This is a genomic window from Porphyrobacter sp. THAI-01a (genome assembly GCF_056868655.1).
The window spans coordinates 2187097-2205034 of sequence record NZ_CP180579.1; the positions used below are offsets into that span (position 1 = coordinate 2187097).

Genomic DNA, 17938 nt, shown 5'->3' on the forward strand with positions numbered 1-17938 from the left:
GGTTAAGGCTCGGCCGGCCTATTCGACGGTCACCGACTTGGCGAGATTGCGCGGCTGGTCGACATCCGTACCCTTCACCACCGCCACGTGATAGGCCAGCAGCTGCACCGGCACGGCATAGACCAGCGGCACGATCAGCGGGTGCACCACAGGCATCTCGATCGTGGCGATGCAGCCCTCGCCTGCGTGGGCGATGCCCTCCGCGTCCGAGATCAGCACCACCTGCCCGCCGCGCGCGCGCACTTCCTCCATGTTGGAGACGGTCTTCTCGAACAGCGGGCCGGAGGGGGCGATCACCACCACCGGCACGGCGTCGTCGATCAGCGCGATCGGACCGTGCTTCATCTCGCCCGCGGCATAGCCCTCGGCGTGGATATAGCTGATTTCCTTGAGCTTCAGCGCGCCTTCCAGCGCCAGCGGATAGTCCTGCCCGCGCCCCAGGTAAAGCACGTCGCGGGCCGGGGCGACGAGGTGCGCCATGGCCGCGATATCGTCATCGTGCTCTAGCGCCGCGTTGAGCGCGGCCGGGGCCTCGAGCAGGTGACGCACGATCTCAGCCTCCTGCTCGCGGGTCAGGCGGCCCTTCTTGACCGCCATGTGCGCGGCCAGCGCGGCGAGCACGGCAAGTTGGCAGGTGAAGGCCTTGGTAGAGGCGACGCCGATCTCCGGCCCAGCGTGTGTGGGCAGCAGCAGGTCGGCCTCGCGCGCCATGGTGCTGGTCGGCACGTTGACCACCACGCCGATGGTCTGCCCGTTCGCCTTGCAGTGCCTCAGCGCCGCGAGCGTGTCGGCGGTCTCGCCGCTCTGCGAGATGAACAGCGCAAGGCCGCCCTCCTCCAGCACCGGCTCGCGGTAGCGGAATTCGGAGGCGACATCGATGTCGACCGGCACGCGGGCGAACTGTTCGAACCAGTACTTCGCCACCATGCCGGCGTAGAAGCTGGTGCCGCAGGCGACGATTGTGAGGCGGCGCACCGCGGAGAGATCGAAATCGATCTGCGGCAGCGCCACGGAGTTGTCCGAACGGCGCAGGTAGGAGGCGAGCGTCTGTGCCACCACGGTGGGCTGCTCGTAGATCTCCTTCTGCATGAAGTGGCGGTAATTGCCCTTCTCGACCGCCGCAGCCGAGGCGCCCGAGGTCTGAATCTCGCGGGTGACCGGGTTGCCCTCGACGTCGAAGATTTCCGCGCTGCCGCGGCGGATCACCACCCAGTCGCCCTCTTCGAGATAGGCGATGCGCTGGGTCAGCGGGGCGAGCGCGAGGGCGTCGGAGCCAAGATACATCTCGCCCGCCTCGGCATCCTCGCCATAGCCCACCACCAGCGGCGAGCCGAGGCGCGCGCCGATCAAGAGGTCGGGGTGGCGGCGAAAGGCGATCGCGAGCGCGAAGGCACCGCGCAGGCGCGGCAGCACGGCGCGCACCGCCGCAACCGGATCGGCGCCTGCCTCGACCTCGACCGAGATGAGGTGAGCGACGATCTCGGTATCGGTCTCGCTCTCGAAGACGCGACCCTTGGCGGCGAGTTCGGCGCGCAGTTCCTTGTAGTTCTCGATGATCCCGTTGTGGACGATGGCGAGTTCCGCCGTGGCGTGGGGGTGGGCATTGGCGGCGGTCGGTGCGCCGTGCGTGGCCCAGCGGGTGTGGGCGATGCCGACATTGCCCGGCGCCGGATCGCCGGCGAGCACCGTCACGAGGTTGGCGAGGCGTCCTTCGGCGCGGCGGCGCACCAGCGCGCCATCGTGCAGGGTGCAGATGCCGGCGCTGTCGTAGCCGCGATATTCCATCCGCTTGAGGCCGTCGACAAGCCGGTCGGCCACGCTCGTCTGGCCGACGATCCCGATAATCCCGCACATAAGCCCTGCTCGTTCCCCTGTGACCGTTTCTGCCGCTCTAGCCGCCCCCGGCGCGAGGGCAAGCCCCCCGATTGCGCCCCTTCGGAAGGCTTAGGAAAAAAACAACCATTACCGCCTATTCACCATTCTTCGTGACGCACCCTTCGCTTGTCATGGGCGAGGTGCGCGAGATGGATTGAGACCCTCGGGGGCTGGGAATGAGCGCATTCGGCAAAAAGGGCAATGCAGGCGGAATGAAGCCGGGCGCACGGCCCGCCTTCGGTGTCGCACGACCCATGAAGGGCGCAGGTGCGGTTCCGCGCGGCGGTGAGCAGTTCCCGCCGATCCCCGGTGAAGCCGTGCCGCCCCGCCCCGCTCCGACGCCCCAGCCCGCCCCGGCCCGGCCCGCCTCGACCTCGGAGGCGATCGACCGCCTCAACGAACGCATGGCCGCGGTCAACGAGGCGAACTCGGAAGTCGGCGGCTTCGAGGCCAGCGTCCACAAGATCAAGGAACAGGTGCTCCCGCGCCTGCTCGAGCGTGTCGACCCCGAAGCGGCGGCGACGCTTTCCAAGGAGGAGCTCTCCGAGGAATTCCGCCCGATCATCATGGAGGTGCTGGCCGAGCTCAAGGTCACCCTCAACCGGCGCGAACAGTTCGCGCTGGAGAAGGTGCTGATCGACGAGTTGCTCGGCTTCGGGCCGCTGGAGGAGCTGCTGAACGATCCGGACGTGTCCGACATCATGGTCAACGGCCCGGACCAGACCTACATCGAAAAGAAGGGCAAGCTGCAACTCGCCCCGATCCGCTTTCGCGACGAGCAGCACCTGTTCCAGATCGCGCAGCGCATCGTGAACCAGGTCGGCCGCCGCGTCGACCAGACCACCCCGCTCGCCGACGCCCGCTTGAAGGACGGCTCGCGCGTCAACGTGATCGTGCCCCCGCTGTCCCTGCGCGGCACCGCGATCTCGATCCGTAAGTTCTCCGAGAAGCCGATCACGCTCGACATGCTGCGCGACTTCGGTTCGATGTCGGACAAGATGTGCACCGCCCTGAAGATCGCGGGCGCGTGCCGGATGAACATCGTCATCTCGGGCGGTACCGGTTCGGGTAAGACGACCATGCTCAACGCCCTCTCCAAGATGATCGACCCGGGCGAGCGCGTGCTGACCATCGAGGACGCGGCGGAACTTCGCCTGCAGCAGCCGCACTGGCTGCCGCTCGAAACCCGCCCGCCGAACCTCGAAGGCCAGGGCGCAATCACCATCGGCGACCTCGTGAAGAACGCCCTGCGTATGCGCCCCGACCGCATCATCCTCGGGGAAATTCGCGGCGCGGAGTGTTTCGACCTCCTCGCGGCGATGAACACCGGTCACGATGGTTCGATGTGCACGCTCCACGCCAACAGCCCGCGGGAATGCCTTGGCCGTATGGAAAACATGATCCTGATGGGCGACATCAAGATCCCCAAGGAAGCCATTAGCCGCCAGATCGCCGAGTCGGTCGACCTGATCGTGCAGGTGAAGCGTCTGCGCGACGGTTCGCGCCGCACCACCAACATCACCGAGGTGATCGGGATGGAAGGCGACGTGATCGTGACGCAGGAGCTGTTCAAGTTCGAATATCTCGACGAGAGCGAGGACGGGAAAATCCTCGGCGAATTCCGCTCGTCGGGCCTGCGCCCCTACACGCTCGAAAAGGCGCGGCAGTTCGGCTTCGACCAAGCCTATCTGGAGGCCTGCCTGTAATCGGCTAGGACGCGCCGAGCACCACCGGGAGGCTCATCGCGAGGCACCCGCCGCCCAGGATCGCGGCGAGCATGAACAGGCCCGTCCACGGCACCCAGCCGACCTGTTCGAGCCGCGCCAGATCGCGCCCGCGCGCACGGCGGCGCTCCATCAAGCCTGCAAATCCGGCAAAGAGCCACAGGCCCCCGCCCGCCAGCGCCATCTGTGCGGCATCGCTCAGCAGCTCGAATTGCGCGATCAGGTTCACCGGCACGTCCATCGCGCGCCCATGTAGGCGCGTGCGGCGCTTGCGCAATCCCTGCCGCTCGGCCAAGCCCGCGAGCGATGGATGGCTCGATTGCCCGCCCCCGCCCCCTCCTCGCGCTCGGCGTGCGGCTGCTGGCCGCCTTCGCGCTCGCAACGATGGGGATGCTGGTGAAGCTGGCGGGGAGCCGCGGCGCTCACCTTGTCGAGCTGATCTTCTGGCGCCAGCTCCTGACCACGATCCTGCTGGCAGGCGGCCTCGTCCTGACCGGTCGTCTCGCGCTGCTCAGAACCCGGCGCCTGCCCGCGCACGCCCGCCGCGCCGCCGCAGGGGTCGTGGGCATGGTCTTCACCTACGGCGCCGTCCTGCTGCTGCCGCTGGCCGAGGCGACCACCCTCGGCTTCACCGCACCCGTCTTCGCGGTGCTGCTCGCGATCGTGCTGCTCCGCGAGCGGATCGGCCCCTATCGCTGGGCGGCGGTGGCGATGGGATTTGCGGGGGTGATCGTGGTGATGCAGCCCTTCGGCGGCCTCCATGAAGGCGTGACGGCGGCAGGCGTGGCCGTGGGCCTCGTCGCGCCCTTCATGGTCGCGGTCATCAGCTTCCAGATCCAGGACCTCAACACCACCGAGAACCCTTGGAGCATCGTCTTCTGGTTCGCTGCACTCTCGACCCCGGTCGCCGCCCTCGCCCTGCCCTTCGTGTGGGCCGCGCATGATCCTGTCACCTGGGCGCTGATCCTCGGGATGGGGCTCGTCGGCGCGGCGGCGCAGATGCTGCTGACGACCTCGCTGCGTTTCGGTTCTGCGGCGGTCATCCTGCTGATGGACTACACGGCGCTGCTCTGGGCAAGCTTCTACGGCTTCTATGTCTTCGACCGCGCCGCGCCCGCCAGCCTGTGGCTCGGCGCGCCACTGATCATCGGGGCGGGCCTCCTGATCGCGTGGCGCGAGAGGCAGCTTGCCCGATCCCGGGTGCATTCCGGCGAATAGGATGGACCTTGCGCAGCCCGGCTCCGGTTGCCTTCCCAGGGACCATCACGAAGGAGCACCCTGCCATGAACACCCGCATTCTCATCACCGCCCTTGCGCTTGGCGCTGCCGCGCTTGGCACCGCCGCCTGCAACACCGTCGAAGGCGCGGGCGAGGACCTGCAATCGGCCTCGCGCGAGGTGAGGGAGGAAATCTGACCTTGGAACCGGGGCGGCGGCGGCCACGCAGGCCTTGTCAGGAAAACTTAAGCCGGTTCATGCGTTGATCGACCGAGATCGACGAAAAAGGGACCTGCCGATGATTCGCAACCTGCTCGCCACCGCCGCCCTTGCCATGCTCGCGCTTGGCACCACCGCCTGCAACACCGTCGACGGGCTCGGCGACGATATCAAGTCCGTCGGCCGGGCGGGCAAGCGCGCGATCGACTAGCCGGCGCGATAGACCAGCACGATGTTGTTCGCCGGCAGCGCATGGCGCGCGCTGCGGGCCACGCCGTGCCGCGCGGCGAGCGCATCGAGCGCCTCGGCCTCGCGCAAGCCCCATGCCGGATCGCGCGCCTTGAGGCTGGCATCGAAGTCGAGGTTCGAGGCCGCCGTCTCCACGCCCTGCTCGATGAAGGGACCGTAAATGATCAGCGGACCGCCGGTGCTGCCCAGCAATAGGGCAGCACCCCGGAAAAGCCCCACAGTTGCGGCCCAGGGGCTGATGTGGACCATGTTGATGCACAAAATGGCGTCAGCCTGACGCGCAGGCCAGCTCTCCGGCGCCGCCGCATCGAGCAGCTGCGGAGCGGCGAGGTTCGCGCCCTCGTACTCCTCCCGGTAGGCCGCAATCGAGGCGAGAGCCTCGGCGGAAGGGTCGGTCGGTTGCCAGTCCAGCGCAGGGAAACGCCCGGCGAAGAACACCGCATGCTCGCCCGTCCCCGCCGCGATCTCGAGCACCGTGCCGGTCGCGGGCAATTCGCGCGCGAGCACATCGGCGATGGGCTCGCGGTTGCGCAGGGTGGCGGGCGCGTGGCGCTTCACCTCACGAGACCTGCCGTTCCTGCCCTTCCCAATAGGGTGCGCGCAGTTCGCGGCGCAGGATCTTGCCGCTGGCGTTCCTCGGCATCATCGGGATTATATCGACGCTTTTGGGCGCCTTGAAGGCGGCGATCCGCTCGCGCGCCCAGGCGATCACGTCGGCCTCGTCGACCTCGCATCCGGGCTTGGGCACGACGCAGGCCTTGACCTCCTCGCCCCACTTCGCGCTCGGCACGCCGATTACCGCCACCTCGGCGATGGCGGGATGGCCGTAGATCGCGCTCTCCACTTCAGCCGGATAGACGTTCTCGCCGCCCGAGATGATCATGTCCTTGATCCGGTCCTGAATGTAGACGTAGCCGTCCTCATCCATAACGCCCGCATCGCCGGTGTGGAGCCAGCCGTCGGGATCGATGGTCTTGGCGGTGGCATCGGGCAACTTCCAGTAGCCCTGCGTGTTCGAGGGCGAGCGGATGCAGACCTCGCCGATTTCCCCGCGCGGAACCTCGATATTGTCCGACCCGCGCACTTCGATTTCGACCCCGGGCAGCGCCTTGCCCGCGGAGCGCATCCGCTCGTTGCCTTCGAGGCTGTGATCCTCGGGCGGCAGGATCGAGACCGTGCCGGTGGTCTCCGTCATGCCATAGGCCTGCAGGAACTGGGTGCTGGGCATGGTGCTCACCGCCTGCTTGAGCAGTTCGAGCGGCATCGGTGCCGCACCGTAGATGAGATAGCGCAGGTTCGAAAAGTCGGTGCTGGCGGCCTGCGGGTGCTGGATCACCATCTGAAGCGCGGCGGGCACGAGGAACATGTGGGTCGCGCCAGCCTCGATTGCGTCCAGCACCCCGCCGGGGGTGAATTCGGCCTCGAAGCGGCAGCGAATCCCGGCAATGATGGCTAGATTGAAGGTGCCCGTGCCGCCGATATGGGCGATCGGCATGGCCACCATCATGCAATCGCCGGGCCGGTAATCGGTGTAGTAGGTCAGCCCTGCAGCCAGCCCTTCGTTGCGCAGCCGGGTTAGGTTGGCGTTGGACAGCAGCACGCCCTTGGGATGGCCGGTCGTCCCGCTGGTGTAGAGCTGGAGGATCGGATCATCCGCGCCGCAGGGCGCGAACTGCGCCGGATCGCAGGCGCACGCCTCGGCCAGCATCGCCGCATCGCCCAGCAGTTCGGGCGGCCCCTCCAGCTCGGCCATCGCCTTGCCTGCGATCTCCACGAAATCGGGAGCCGCCACCAGCAGCTTTGCCCCGGTATCGGCGAGGATATAGGCGATCTCGCGCGGGGCGAGCCGCCAGCCGACCGGTGCGATGACGATCCCCGCCCGGGCGCAGGCACAATAGAGCAGGCCGTACGTCGCCGCATTCTTGCCCAGGAACGCCACCCTGTCGCCCGCGCCGATCCCACGCGCTGCGAGCAGCGCGATGATCTGGCGCGACAGCCGGTCAAGCTCGCCATAGCTGAACGAATGGCCTCCGCCCTCGATTGCAGGCGCATCGGGCTGCTCGGCCGCCCAATGGGTCAGGATGTCATCGATGGTCAGCAGTCGGTGCTGCGCGATCTGGGCCATGCCGGTCTCTCTCCCCTCAGGCTTTTTGCCAGAGAGATTAGCCGACCGTCTGGCGTCGTCCAGCCCTTCCTTGTCAGCGGAACCGGCCCTGCCGCCGGGCGATCGGCTCGCGGATGAGCAGCCACAGGCCCAGCCCCAGCGGCCCGGCCATGAGCGTGGCGAACAGCACCGGCGCCTGGACGAGGCGGGAGATGTTCTTCGCATCCCCGTCACGCGCGATCCACAGGCCGACGAAGAGGTCGAAGGCGAGGTAATGCGTCCATCCGATCGTCACACCCGCATCCGTGGCGAAGATCGCGCGAATGCCGGCGATGGTCGAAAAGTCCGCCCCCCCGCCCCCGGTATTGGGGATCAGCCCGCTGACGACACCGATCAGGCCCGTGGCATAGACGAGGCACAGCAGCCCGACGCCGAGATAGAGCACCGCCGCCAGCAGCGCCGGCCAGCGCGGCAGGGCGATCAGTGCCACCCAACCGAGCAGCGCGAGCAGATTGACCGCACCGAACACCGCATCCCAGCTCATGCCGCCTCTCCCGTCTCGCCGACCCGGCGCCATTCCCGCGCGGCGCGGCGCATCGCCTCGTTGTCGTGGGTGAAGCGCCCGCCCGCGCGGCGCAGCGCGAGCCCGAGCGCGGCTTCGGCAACCAGCGCCGCGTCAATCGAGCGATAGCGCGCCCACGAACCGGAAAGAAGCGGATCGATCAGCGGCGCAGCGATCAGCGCGGCGCGCTCGGCGAAGCGCAGATCGCCCTCGCGCTGCCCGCGCAACAGGCCGGGGCGCAGGATGTCGAGCCGTTTGAAGCCGATGCGCGACAGCGCCTCCTCGGTCTCGCCCTTGACGCGCATGTAGAAGGTCTTGGAGCGTGCGTCGGCCCCTGCGGCGCTGACCAGCACCATGTTGGGCACTCCGGCGCGCTTCGCCGCCTCGGCGGTGGCGAGCACGAGATCGTGGTCGACCGCGCGGAAGGCGGCCTCGTCCTTGCCCGCCTTCTTCCAGGTGGTGCCGAGCGCGCAGATCAGCGCGCGCGGGCGCACCGCATCCATCACGTCGCCCCACTTGCAGGGATCGGAAACGAACATCTCCATGCGAGCGCCCGGCGGCAGCGGCGCCTCGCGCCGGGCGATTCCGAGCAGGCGCACCTCGTCCCCGCGGCTGGCGGTGGCGATCACCTCGCGGCCAACCAGCCCGGTCGCGCCCACCAGCGCCACCCGCACGGGGCCCGTCACGCGCGGCTCATACATTGATCAACCCTTCCGGCCTTGTCCCGTAGATGCGCGCCACCGCTTCCATTGCGAAACGGTCGCTCATGCCGGCGATGAAATCGGCGATCATGCGCGAACGCTGCGGCTCATGCGCGGGGAGACGCGCCGGCCAGTCCCCGGGCATAAGACCAGCGTCCTGTGCATAGGCGGCATAGAGCCGCGCCACGACATCGCGGGCGCGCTCTGCGGCGGCAATCTGTTCCGGGTGGAAGTAGAGACGATCGTACATGAAGGCCTTCAACCGCCGCTCCTGCGCGGCCATGGCGGGAGAGAATCCGGCGAGCTGCCGCCCGGCGGCGCGCACCTCGCCGACCGATCCCATGCCTTCGACCTGCGCCGACGTGTGGGCGATCACGTCGTTCACCATCATCCCGATCTGGTCGCGTATCATCTCGCGCAGCAGACGCTCGCGGGGCGCGTGGGGAAAGCGCTTTTCGACCGCCCGCCACTGGTCTGCGAGGAAATCGAGCGTCAGCAGATCGTCGAGCTGGAGGAAGCCTGCGCGCAGGCCATCGTCGATGTCGTGGTTGTCGTAGGCGATGTCGTCCGCGACCGCCGCCACCTGCGCCTCGAGCGAGGGCCAGGTGGCCAGATCCAGCGGAAAGGCCGCGTCGAGTTCGGCGAGCGCCCAGCCCGGCGCACTCACGGGTCCGTTATGCTTCGCAAGCCCTTCGAGCAGGTCCCAGGTGAGGTTCAGACCGTCATGATCCGGATAGGGGCTCTCGATCCGCATGACCGTGCGAAGTGCCTGGGCGTTGTGGCAGAAGCCGCCGTGGCGCTCCAGCGCGTCCGAAAGCGCCGCCTCCCCGGCATGGCCGAAGGGCGGATGGCCGAGATCATGCGCGAGACACAGGGCTTCGGTAAGGTCTTCGTCGAGCCCCAGCGCCCGGGCGATCACCCGGCCGATCTGGGCGACCTCGAGGCTGTGGGTCAGGCGGGTGCGATAATGGTCGCCGTCCGGGGCGATGAACACCTGGGTCTTGGACTTCAGGCGGCGGAAGCTCATCGAATGGATGATCCGGTCGCGGTCGCGCTGGAAGGCGCTGCGCGGGCCCCGTCGCTCGGCACTCTGCGGCCCGCCGAATTCGCGCAGCACCGGCGCATCGGGATCGGCGGCGAAGGCGGCGCGGGTCATCACGGTAGGAGCGATTAGGGGAGCGCAGCGCGCGGCTCAACCGGAACAGGTCGGGAACCTTGCCGGAAGGGCGAAGATTTGTGCGGGCAATTATGGGGCCGCCCCCCGGTGATTGGGGGGGAAGGGAGGCAGCCCCAAGGGCCTGTCGGTGCGACCCGAAGACCCGGATAATGTCGAGTACGTTTCCGTGACAAAATCCGCGCGCCACATAGGAGGAGCGTTAAGACGTTGCACCCCATGCAACCTTGCGATGCGGCAGGGTGCCCGCATGGGCGGACGAACCGAGGACTAATTCACCACTTCCTGCTCGAGAATCCAGTTCGCGGCGGCCTCGCAGTGTATCCGGGTGCTGTCGAAGATCGGCAGGACGTTGGCGTCAACATCGACCACAAGGTCGAGCTCGGTACAGGCGAGCACGATCGCCTCGGCGCCTTCCTGCGCCTTGTTCGTGATGATCGTCTTCAGCGTCCGCTCCGCCTCGCGGGTGACTTTGCCGACCATCAGCTCGTCATAGATGATCCGGTCGAGCATCTCGACATAGGTCAGATTGGGCGGCAGCAGGTCGATGCCGTGGGCGACGAGGCGCTTGCGGTAGAAGCTCTCGGTCATCACGTTGCGCGTTCCCAGCAGGGCTGCGCTGGTCTTGCCGGCGCGCTTCATGGCGAGGCCGACATATTCCGCGATATGCAGGATCGGGATGTTCACCGAGGCCGCGACATCGTCGTAGAGCCGGTGCATCGAGTTCGCGCCGATGATGAGCGCCTCGGCCCCCGCACCTTCGAGCCGCCGCGCGCTGTCGATCAGCACGCTCGCCGCGCGCTGCCAGTCGCGCTCTTCGGTGAGGGCGTAGAGTTGGCAGAAATCGAGACTCTCGATCAGCAGCGGTGCGCTCGCCATCGGGGCGGCGCGTTTCTGGACGATGCGGTTGATGCGATCGTAATAGGTCGCGGTCGACACCCAGCTCATGCCGCCTATGATCCCGAGTTTGCGCAAACGGGCGTCCCTTCCTGTTCCAATGTGCAACTGCGAACGGCTTTAGGCGGCAAGCGTTCCGCGCGTCCAGAGGGTGCGGGCGTCAGGGTGCTTTCGGCGGGGCGGCGTGCCCGGCAAGCCACGCCTCGAGGGTCGCAAGCGTTTCGCCGACCGCCTCCTCGTGCGGCAGGTGGCCGATGCCGGGGTAGATCACCAGCGTGCTGTCGGGCAGCGTCCGGTCGAGCCACTCGCCCGCCTCGACCGGGATCAGGCGGTCCTCCTCGCCCCACAGGATCAGGGTCGGCGTGGCAACTGCGGCGACCTCGGCCTCGGTCAGCGGATCATAGGGTTCGCTGAACCGCTTCAGCGTGGCGCGGCGGTTGCCGGGATAGCGCAGCAGTTCCCAGTAGCGGTCGATCATCGCCGGGGTGACGATCGCCTTGTTCGACACCGATTGCTCGAGGCTCTGCGCGATCAGGCTGCGCGGGGTGATCTGTTCGGCCAGCAGGTTGACGCCCGGCATCCGCGCGATCCTGAAGCCGATATTGCCGGAGGTCTTCTCCTCCTTGGGCTTGTCGAGCTTGAGCATCGGCCCGCCGCTGCCGTCGACCAGCACGAGCCCGGCGAGCCGCTCGGGATGCGCCACGGCGAAGGCCAGCGCGTGCTTGCCGCCCATCGAATTGCCGCCGATGACGAACCGTTCGAGGCCGAGCCGGTCCGCGACCTCGAGAATGTCGGCGACATAGTTGTCGCGCGAATAATCCTCGCGCGGGTCAGGGCCGGTGAGGCCGTGTCCGACCTGGTCGAAGCGGATCACGCGGTAACGATCCTTGAGCGCCTGCACCCAGGGCTCCCAGGTGTGGAGATCGGCGTTGGAGCCGTGCAGCAGGACGATCGCGGGCGCATCGCGCGGGCCCTCGTCGCGCAGGTGGACGCTCACCCTGTCGCCAATCTCCACGAATTGCGAGGGCGGCGCGCCGTACTTGCCGCGCATTTCCGCCGCGTCGGTATCCGGCGTGCGGAAGACCAGGAAGGCGATCACCAGCACCGCGAGGAGCGCGAGCAATCCGCGCAGGAACCACTTGATCATTTCATCTCCGCGATCCAGCGCCGCACCACCGCAACGCCATCATGATCGATACTGCTCTTGCCCAGTTCGGGCATGGCGATCCCCGGTTCGGCGCTGTCCATGCGGTAGAGCAGGATCGAGGCATCGGGGCGCCCGGGCAGGACCGAGAACTCGTGCCCCCCCGCGCCGCGTCCGGCAGCGACCGGGCGCTTCATGATGCCGATGGCGTGGGGATCGGTCTGCTCCCAGCGCAGGTCGAGGCCGGAATTGGACGCGCCGCCGCCGGGCTGATGGCAGTGCGCGCAATTGACGTCGAGATAGGCGCGCGCGAGCGGCTCTGCGGGGCCGGTCGCATGGGTGCGCCAGTCGGGCAGACGGTCGCCGGCGGCCATATCGCCCTCCAGCCGGCTCTGGCGCCGCATATCGCCCAGCCACTGCGCCGAGAGGTTCCTCGCCTTGGGGCCGATGGGGATCACCTGCCCGTCCTTGCTGTGGCAGGTCTTGCACTGGTTCTTGTTCGGGATGGCATAGGAGATCGCCTCCCCCGCCGGGGTGACGAGATCGAGCCGGCCGCCCGCCAGTGCAAGGGTCGCCTCGGTCTGCTCCGCGTTCCAGCGATAGGGCAGCGCCACCCAGCCATCGGCGCGGTGCAGGAGGACGCGGGTCTCGATCAGCCGGCGATCCGCGCCTGTGCCGAAGGCGAAGGTCTTGATGATCGCGGCGCCCACGGGGAAGCGCAGCAGGCCCTCCCCCTCGGCAGCAAGCTGCGTGCCTTGCGGAAGGTAGATGAAGCGCAGCTTCTCCGCCCCGTCCGACCACAGCGGAACCTTGAGTTCGTAGGGGATGACCCCGGGCGCCGGCACCTGCCGCCGGCCATCGGCGAAGAACCCGAATTCCGAAAGCGCCCGCGGCATCCCCGCGCCCGCCACCACGCCGTCGTGGACGCGCGGTGCTGCGGGCACGGCCCCGCGGGCGGCGATCGTGCCCGAAAGCAGCGCGGCCGCCGCCGCCAGCAGCGCGACGCCCCGCCTCACTTCAGCCGCGCCTCCAGCGCCGCCGGAGCGCCGACTTCCGGGAACTCCCAGCTTGCGACCGGCGTCAGCATCAGCGGCCCGGGCTGCGCCTCGGCGAGGCTCTGGCCGGGCTTGGCGAGATTGAGGCTCCAGCCGGTGACGCCCTCGGCGATCTTCAGCCCGTTGCCGGGCTGCTCGGCAATCCCGTCCCACAGCACCGGCGGCAGCGCCCCGCCGAAGGCCGACAGCAGCATCGCCGCGCCATCGAGCTGCGGATCGTCCCCGCCGCGCCCGAAGGCATTGGAGCCGACGATCACGTTGCGGGCATGGGGATTGTAGCGCGCATCGTCATAGGGCTGGGTGTAGGCGATCACCATGACATGGGCGGTGGGGTTGTTCTCGAAGGCATTCTTCTCGATGAGCACGCCGTCATTGGCCATCACCAGCACGCCCGTCCCGCGCCGGACGGAGGCGACGATGTTTCCGGGCGGCGCGAAGTTGGGGGTGTCGTTGTCGGACACGGCGTTGTTGCGCAGGATCACGTTGCCGCCGCCCATCACCGGCAGGCCGGGCAGGTCGAACACCAGCAGCCCGCCGGTGTTGCGCGTGGCGACGTTGCGCTCGACCAGCGCGTTGCGGCTGTTCTCGATCTCGATTCCGGCGACGTTGAACCTGACGACATTGCCGCGCACCGTGATGTCGCGGCTCTGGCCGACATAGATGCCCGCGTCGGACGCACCCGAGACGATCGACCGCGTCACCAGCACGCCGGTGCTCTCGACTGGGTAGATGCCGTAGGCGCCGTTCTCCGCCTTGGGCCCGCCGGTCCATTCGACGCGGATGCCGTCATAGATGATCATGTCCGCGCCCTTGGACTTGATCCCGTCACCCTTGGGGTTCTCGACTGCGAAGTCGCGCAAGGTCACGTTGTCGGAGGTGACGAGCAGCCCCTCGCCCGCTCCCGCCTGGGTCGTGAAGTCGAGCACGGTCTTGTCCATGCCCGCCCCGCGCACCGTCACCCCGTCAACGTCGAGGCTGAGCCCGTCGGTGAGCACGAAGCGCCCCTCGCCCAATTCGATCACGTCGCCGGGCTGCGCGAGGATCAGCGCCTCCTGCAGGCGCGTGGCTGCACCCTCGCCCGGTTCGACGCGGTGAGTCTCGGCGGCGAGCGGTGCGGCCGTTGCGAGCAGCGCGGTGGCAAGTGCCAGTCGGTTCATGATGTTCTCCCTCTCCGCCGCGCACTCTGGCGCAAGGGGGGGAAGAAATGCAAGCGGCTAGCCGACGCCCAGCGCGCACAGCCCCGCAGAGGTGGTGAGCACCGCGACCGCCTCGCCGTCGTCGACGCGGCGCAGGCGCTTGACGAGTTCGCCGAGGCCGTAGCCCTCTTCCGGCTCGCCCTCCTGCGCCGCCATGCCCTGCCGCAGTTTCCACAGCTGGCCGAGGGTGAGGCGTTCGACCATGCGCTCGGCCATGCATTCGGCGCGTTTCTCGCCGATGCCGGATTCCACAAGCGCGCCCTTCACCTGCCAGCGCACCAGCGGGTCGGCGAGGCCGGTGAACAGGGCGCCGGCCGCCAGCGCAACGGCCAGCAGAAGTCCGATCAGCAGCTTGCGCATCAATCCAGCGACTTGACGATTTCCTCGACCATCTTCTTCGCGTCGGCGAGGAGCATGACGGTCTGGTTCATGTAGAACACGTCGTTGTCGACCCCGGCATAGCCGACGCCGCCCATCGAGCGCTTGATGAAGAACACCTGCTTGGCCTTGTCGACGTCGAACACCGGCATCCCGTAGATGGGCGAGGACTTGTCGGTCTTGGCCGCGGGGTTCACCACGTCGTTCGCGCCGATGATGAAGGCAACGTCGCACTGGGCGAATTCGGAGTTGATGTCCTCGAGTTCGAAGACCTCGTCATAGGGCACGCTGGCTTCGGCGAGGAGCACGTTCATGTGCCCCGGCATGCGGCCCGCGACGGGGTGGATGGCATACTTCACCTCCACGCCCTTTTCCTTCAGCTTGTCGCCCATTTCGCGAAGCGCGTGCTGCGCCTGAGCGACCGCCATGCCGTAGCCGGGAATGATGATGACCTTCTCGGCCTGCTCCAGCATGTAGGCGGCATCTTCCGCACTGCCCTGCTTGTAAGGGCGCTGCTCGCGCGCTCCGCCGGCGCCGCCCGCACCCGCGTCGGCACCGAAGCCGCCCGCGATCACGGAAATGAAGCTGCGGTTCATCGCCCGGCACATGATGTAGCTCAGGATCGCCCCCGAGGAGCCCACGAGGGCGCCGGTGATGATCATCGCGCTGTTGCCGAGCGTGAAGCCCATCGCCGCCGCGGCCCAGCCCGAGTAGGAGTTGAGCATCGACACCACGACCGGCATGTCCGCCCCGCCGATGGGAATGATCAGCAGGAAGCCGATGGCGAAGGCGAGCACCGTGATCCAGATCACCAGCTGGCCTTCTCCGGCCCCGCCTGCGCCCGACAGCGTGTAGGCAGCGATCAGGCCGAGAATCGCGAGCAGCGTGCCGAGGTTGATGACATGCCGCCCCGGCAGCAGGATCGGCGAACCGCTCATCCGGCCCGAGAGCTTGAGGAAGGCGATCACGGAACCCGAGAAGGTGATCGCCCCGATCGCGATGCCGAGGCCGAGTTCGACGCGGCTCACCGCCATGATCTGCCCGGCTGCATCGGTGATCCCGAAGGCGGCCGGGTTGAGCCAGGCGGCAAGACCCACCACCACCGCGGCGAGGCCCACAAGGCTGTGGAAGCCCGCGACCAATTCGGGCATCGCCGTCATGGCGATGCGCCGCGCGATGGTGACGCCGAGCACAGCGCCGATCGCGATGGCGACCCCGATCTCGACGAGGTTGGTGCCATGCATCACCAGCGTGGTGCCAACGGCAATCGCCATGCCGATCATGCCGTTGCGGTTGCCCGCGCGGCTCGAGGCGGGGCTGGAGAGCCCGCGCAGCGCGAGGATGAAGAACACGCCCGCAACGAGATAGGCGAGCATCGCCCAGGCGGGCGTCGCGCCCTCGCCCGAGGCGGCGGCGGAAAGGAGGGAGAAGTCCATCTTTTACTTCTCCTTCTTCTTGTACATCGCGAGCATGCGCTCGGTCACCGCGAAGCCGCCGAAGATGTTGACGCTCGCCATCACCACCCCCGCGAGCGCGAGATACTTGGCGACCGGGTTTTCGGCCTCGGCCGCCGCGATCAGCGCGCCGACAATGATCACCGAGGAAATCGCATTGGTCACCGCCATCAGCGGGGTGTGGAGCGCCGGGGTCACCGACCAGACGACGTAATAGCCCACGAAGCAGGCCAGCACGAAGATCGAGAGAATTGAGATAAAGTCCATGTCAGCCCCTTGTTGCGGTCCATGGCAGAACGAAATTGCGGCCTTCCGCCCAGGTCTGGCCGATGATCTTGCCATCCACCAGACAGGCCGACGAGTGATAGAGCCCCTGACCGTCAGTCGTGCGGAAGGCGATGCAGTTGCGGCCCTGCGCGCTGCCGGCCCGCCCGGCGAGGATCTCGCTGTTGTAGAAACTGCCCGTCACGCTTCCATCGGGTGCGACAGTCAGCACCATGGGCTGCGAATAGGGCTCGTCCGCGAGATCGATCCGGAGATCGACCGTCCACGCGCCCGACATAGCCGCCGCGCGTTCCTCGGCTGGCGCCGCCGCGATCAGCAGCGCCGCCAGGGGGGCAACAAGCGACCTCACCCCGTCAGCCGCTCGTTAACGACCTTGCCGCCCTGGGTCAGGCGGATCGCATTGCCGATTTCCTCGTCGAGCACGGGCTTGCCCTGCTCCTTGTCCCAGAAGGCGCTGAGGAAGTTGTAGTGATTGCGCGCGAACAGCGCCGAAGCGTCGGCGGGGAGCGTCGCGGGGGTGTTCGAATAGCCGATGATCTTGACGCCGTGCTTCTCGACCACCTGATCGGCGACGGACCCTTCGACATTCCCGCCCTGCGCCACGGCAAGATCGTAGATCACGCTGCCCGGCTTCATCGTCGCGATCTGCGCGTCGGTGATGAGTCGCGGTGCGGCCCGGCCCGGGATCAGCGCGGTGGTGATGACGATGTCCTGCTTGGCGATGTGCCCGCTCACCAGTTCGGCCTGCGCCTTCTGGTATTCTTCGCTCATTTCGGTGGCATAGCCGCCCGAGCCTTCGCCCTCGATCCCGGCGACGTTTTCGACGAAGATCGGCTTGGCGCCCAGCGACTGGATCTGCTCCTTGGTGGCCGAGCGCACGTCGGTCGCCGAGACCTGTGCGCCCAGCCGCCGCGCGGTCGCAATCGCCTGAAGGCCCGCAACGCCCACGCCCATGATGAAGACGCGCGCGGCCTGCACCGTGCCGGCCGCGGTCATCATCATCGGGAAGGCGCGGCCATAGGCGTCCGCCGCCGCCAGCACCGCCTTGTAGCCCGCAAGGTTCGACTGCGAGGACAACACGTCCATCGACTGCGCGCGGGTGATGCGCGGCATGAATTCCATGCTCAGCGCCTCGAAGCCGCCTGCCGCATAGGCATCGACCACCTCGCGCTTGGTGAAGGGATCGAACAGCGCCGCCACCCATGCGCCGGGCTTCGCTCCCGAAAGCAGCGCCACGTCGGGCGCCTGGATGCCGAGCACGATGTCGGCATCCTTCACCGTTGCCGCCGCGTCGCCCAGCGTCGCGCCGGCATCGGCATAGGCCGCATCCTCGACCGAAGCGGTCACGCCCGCTCCCGTCTCCACCGCGACCGTGCAGCCGAGCGCGGCAAACTTCTTCACCGTTTCCGGCGTGGCGGCGACGCGCGTCTCGCCCGAGGCGCGCTCTTTCAGGATGGCGATTTTCACGTGGCGCGGCTTAGCTGGCGATCGCCGCGACGACGGCGAACACGATCACCGCGATCACCGGAACGGCCCATTTGAGCGTGCCCATGAAGCCGCTGTAGGTGGCCTGGGCCTTTTCCATGTCGTGAACAGTCATTCTGCTTATTCCCCTTGGGCCCCTCAACGCGCGATGGCGCGATTGGTTGCCGAATGGTTGCCGAAAAATCGGACCGGGCGGTCCATGGCGTTCCCGTATCGGAG

At 67.8% G+C, this 17938-nt stretch carries 21 protein-coding genes; 4 read left to right on the top strand and 17 right to left on the bottom strand.

Going from position 1 to position 17938, the window contains the following annotated elements; genetic code table 11:
- Positions 1 to 18: 18 nt before the first annotated feature.
- Positions 19 to 1854: a glutamine--fructose-6-phosphate transaminase (isomerizing) gene (gene glmS, locus ACMX37_RS10655; RefSeq protein WP_483145900.1), complete on the bottom strand. Its 1836-nt coding sequence runs from the start codon at positions 1852 to 1854 to the stop codon at positions 19 to 21.
- Positions 1855 to 2051: 197 nt separating this feature from the next.
- Here glmS and ACMX37_RS10660 point away from each other — a divergent pair, with 197 nt between their 5' ends.
- Entirely contained in the window at positions 2052 to 3581 is a 1530-nt protein-coding gene (locus ACMX37_RS10660) for a TadA family conjugal transfer-associated ATPase (RefSeq protein WP_088913763.1), read from the top strand.
- 4 nt (positions 3582 to 3585) lie between these two features.
- Here the strand turns inward: ACMX37_RS10660 and ACMX37_RS10665 are convergent, their stop codons facing one another.
- The gene (locus ACMX37_RS10665; protein WP_483145901.1) at positions 3586 to 3840 is read right to left on the bottom strand and encodes a hypothetical protein; all 255 of its coding nucleotides are present in this window, start codon (positions 3838 to 3840) and stop codon (positions 3586 to 3588) included.
- Positions 3841 to 3905: 65 nt separating this feature from the next.
- Here ACMX37_RS10665 and ACMX37_RS10670 point away from each other — a divergent pair, with 65 nt between their 5' ends.
- From ACMX37_RS10670 to ACMX37_RS10680, 3 genes are all read left to right on the top strand, one after another.
- The gene (locus ACMX37_RS10670; RefSeq protein ID WP_483145902.1) at positions 3906 to 4817 is read left to right on the top strand and encodes a DMT family transporter; all 912 of its coding nucleotides are present in this window, start codon (positions 3906 to 3908) and stop codon (positions 4815 to 4817) included.
- A 65-nt stretch (positions 4818 to 4882) separates the two neighbouring features.
- A complete protein-coding gene (locus ACMX37_RS10675) occupies positions 4883 to 5014 on the top strand; it encodes a hypothetical protein (protein WP_483145903.1) in 132 nt (43 codons plus the stop codon).
- Between the two features lie 100 nt (positions 5015 to 5114).
- Positions 5115 to 5246, top strand: a complete 132-nt coding sequence (locus ACMX37_RS10680) for an Entericidin EcnA/B family protein (RefSeq protein WP_088913760.1) — start codon at positions 5115 to 5117, stop codon at positions 5244 to 5246.
- Here the strand turns inward: ACMX37_RS10680 and ACMX37_RS10685 are convergent.
- From ACMX37_RS10685 to ACMX37_RS10755, 15 genes are all read right to left on the bottom strand, one after another.
- A complete protein-coding gene (locus ACMX37_RS10685; RefSeq protein ID WP_483145904.1) occupies positions 5243 to 5842 on the bottom strand; it encodes a DUF938 domain-containing protein in 600 nt (199 codons plus the stop codon). The two genes, ACMX37_RS10680 and ACMX37_RS10685, sit on opposite strands and share 4 nt — an antisense overlap.
- 1 nt (position 5843) lies before the next feature.
- Complete coding sequence (locus ACMX37_RS10690; protein WP_483145905.1) at positions 5844 to 7409, bottom strand: long-chain-fatty-acid--CoA ligase; 1566 nt, start codon at positions 7407 to 7409, stop codon at positions 5844 to 5846.
- A 73-nt stretch (positions 7410 to 7482) separates the two neighbouring features.
- Positions 7483 to 7932, bottom strand: a complete 450-nt coding sequence (locus ACMX37_RS10695; RefSeq protein WP_483145906.1) for an ABA4-like family protein — start codon at positions 7930 to 7932, stop codon at positions 7483 to 7485.
- Positions 7929 to 8651 carry an NAD(P)H-binding protein gene (locus ACMX37_RS10700; RefSeq protein ID WP_483145907.1) on the bottom strand — a complete coding sequence of 241 codons (723 nt, stop codon included), beginning with the start codon at positions 8649 to 8651 and terminating at the stop codon, positions 7929 to 7931. Before ACMX37_RS10700 ends, ACMX37_RS10695 begins: the two co-directional genes overlap by 4 nt.
- Positions 8644 to 9807: a deoxyguanosinetriphosphate triphosphohydrolase gene (locus tag ACMX37_RS10705; RefSeq protein ID WP_483145908.1), complete on the bottom strand. Its 1164-nt coding sequence runs from the start codon at positions 9805 to 9807 to the stop codon at positions 8644 to 8646. The genes ACMX37_RS10700 and ACMX37_RS10705 overlap by 8 nt, the downstream gene beginning before the upstream one ends.
- A gap of 288 nt (positions 9808 to 10095) precedes the next feature.
- Positions 10096 to 10800: an aspartate/glutamate racemase family protein gene (locus ACMX37_RS10710; protein ID WP_483145909.1), complete on the bottom strand. Its 705-nt coding sequence runs from the start codon at positions 10798 to 10800 to the stop codon at positions 10096 to 10098.
- An 82-nt stretch (positions 10801 to 10882) separates the two neighbouring features.
- Complete coding sequence (locus ACMX37_RS10715) at positions 10883 to 11869, bottom strand: alpha/beta fold hydrolase (RefSeq protein WP_483145910.1); 987 nt, start codon at positions 11867 to 11869, stop codon at positions 10883 to 10885.
- Complete coding sequence (locus ACMX37_RS10720) at positions 11866 to 12882, bottom strand: SO2930 family diheme c-type cytochrome (protein ID WP_483145911.1); 1017 nt, start codon at positions 12880 to 12882, stop codon at positions 11866 to 11868. Before ACMX37_RS10720 ends, ACMX37_RS10715 begins: the two co-directional genes overlap by 4 nt.
- On the bottom strand, positions 12879 to 14078 hold the full coding sequence (locus ACMX37_RS10725; RefSeq protein WP_483145912.1) for a parallel beta-helix domain-containing protein: 1200 nt from the start codon (positions 14076 to 14078) through the stop codon (positions 12879 to 12881). The genes ACMX37_RS10720 and ACMX37_RS10725 overlap by 4 nt, the downstream gene beginning before the upstream one ends.
- A 57-nt stretch (positions 14079 to 14135) precedes the next feature.
- Positions 14136 to 14477: a hypothetical protein gene (locus tag ACMX37_RS10730; protein ID WP_483145913.1), complete on the bottom strand. Its 342-nt coding sequence runs from the start codon at positions 14475 to 14477 to the stop codon at positions 14136 to 14138.
- Positions 14477 to 15931: an NAD(P)(+) transhydrogenase (Re/Si-specific) subunit beta gene (locus ACMX37_RS10735; RefSeq protein ID WP_483145914.1), complete on the bottom strand. Its 1455-nt coding sequence runs from the start codon at positions 15929 to 15931 to the stop codon at positions 14477 to 14479. The genes ACMX37_RS10730 and ACMX37_RS10735 overlap by 1 nt, the downstream gene beginning before the upstream one ends.
- A 3-nt stretch (positions 15932 to 15934) precedes the next feature.
- On the bottom strand, positions 15935 to 16216 hold the full coding sequence (locus tag ACMX37_RS10740) for an NAD(P) transhydrogenase subunit alpha part 2 (RefSeq protein ID WP_483145915.1): 282 nt from the start codon (positions 16214 to 16216) through the stop codon (positions 15935 to 15937).
- 1 nt (position 16217) lies between these two features.
- Positions 16218 to 16583 (bottom strand): hypothetical protein, encoded by a 366-nt coding sequence (locus ACMX37_RS10745; protein WP_483145916.1) that lies wholly within the window; start codon positions 16581 to 16583, stop codon positions 16218 to 16220.
- Positions 16580 to 17701: an NAD(P) transhydrogenase subunit alpha gene (locus tag ACMX37_RS10750; RefSeq protein ID WP_483145917.1), complete on the bottom strand. Its 1122-nt coding sequence runs from the start codon at positions 17699 to 17701 to the stop codon at positions 16580 to 16582. Before ACMX37_RS10750 ends, ACMX37_RS10745 begins: the two co-directional genes overlap by 4 nt.
- Before the next feature lie 10 nt (positions 17702 to 17711).
- Positions 17712 to 17834, bottom strand: a complete 123-nt coding sequence (locus ACMX37_RS10755) for a hypothetical protein (protein WP_483145918.1) — start codon at positions 17832 to 17834, stop codon at positions 17712 to 17714.
- Positions 17835 to 17938: the final 104 nt, after the last annotated feature.

Bases quoted from the DNA above. Each gene is read 5' to 3' on its own strand.
- glmS (WP_483145900.1), bottom strand. From the start codon at position 1,854: ATGTGCGGGATTATCGGGATCGTCGGCCAGACGAGCGTGGCCGACCGG.
- ACMX37_RS10660 (WP_088913763.1), top strand. From the start codon at position 2,052: ATGAGCGCATTCGGCAAAAAGGGCAATGCAGGCGGAATGAAGCCGGGC.
- ACMX37_RS10665 (WP_483145901.1), bottom strand. From the start codon at position 3,840: ATGGACGTGCCGGTGAACCTGATCGCGCAATTCGAGCTGCTGAGCGAT.
- ACMX37_RS10670 (WP_483145902.1), top strand. From the start codon at position 3,906: ATGGATGGCTCGATTGCCCGCCCCCGCCCCCTCCTCGCGCTCGGCGTG.
- ACMX37_RS10675 (WP_483145903.1), top strand. From the start codon at position 4,883: ATGAACACCCGCATTCTCATCACCGCCCTTGCGCTTGGCGCTGCCGCG.
- ACMX37_RS10680 (WP_088913760.1), top strand. From the start codon at position 5,115: ATGATTCGCAACCTGCTCGCCACCGCCGCCCTTGCCATGCTCGCGCTT.
- ACMX37_RS10690 (WP_483145905.1), bottom strand. From the start codon at position 7,409: ATGGCCCAGATCGCGCAGCACCGACTGCTGACCATCGATGACATCCTG.
- ACMX37_RS10695 (WP_483145906.1), bottom strand. From the start codon at position 7,932: ATGAGCTGGGATGCGGTGTTCGGTGCGGTCAATCTGCTCGCGCTGCTC.
- ACMX37_RS10700 (WP_483145907.1), bottom strand. From the start codon at position 8,651: ATGTATGAGCCGCGCGTGACGGGCCCCGTGCGGGTGGCGCTGGTGGGC.
- ACMX37_RS10705 (WP_483145908.1), bottom strand. From the start codon at position 9,807: ATGACCCGCGCCGCCTTCGCCGCCGATCCCGATGCGCCGGTGCTGCGC.
- ACMX37_RS10715 (WP_483145910.1), bottom strand. From the start codon at position 11,869: ATGATCAAGTGGTTCCTGCGCGGATTGCTCGCGCTCCTCGCGGTGCTG.
- ACMX37_RS10725 (WP_483145912.1), bottom strand. From the start codon at position 14,078: ATGAACCGACTGGCACTTGCCACCGCGCTGCTCGCAACGGCCGCACCG.
- ACMX37_RS10730 (WP_483145913.1), bottom strand. From the start codon at position 14,477: ATGCGCAAGCTGCTGATCGGACTTCTGCTGGCCGTTGCGCTGGCGGCC.
- ACMX37_RS10735 (WP_483145914.1), bottom strand. From the start codon at position 15,931: ATGGACTTCTCCCTCCTTTCCGCCGCCGCCTCGGGCGAGGGCGCGACG.
- ACMX37_RS10740 (WP_483145915.1), bottom strand. From the start codon at position 16,216: ATGGACTTTATCTCAATTCTCTCGATCTTCGTGCTGGCCTGCTTCGTG.
- ACMX37_RS10755 (WP_483145918.1), bottom strand. From the start codon at position 17,834: ATGACTGTTCACGACATGGAAAAGGCCCAGGCCACCTACAGCGGCTTC.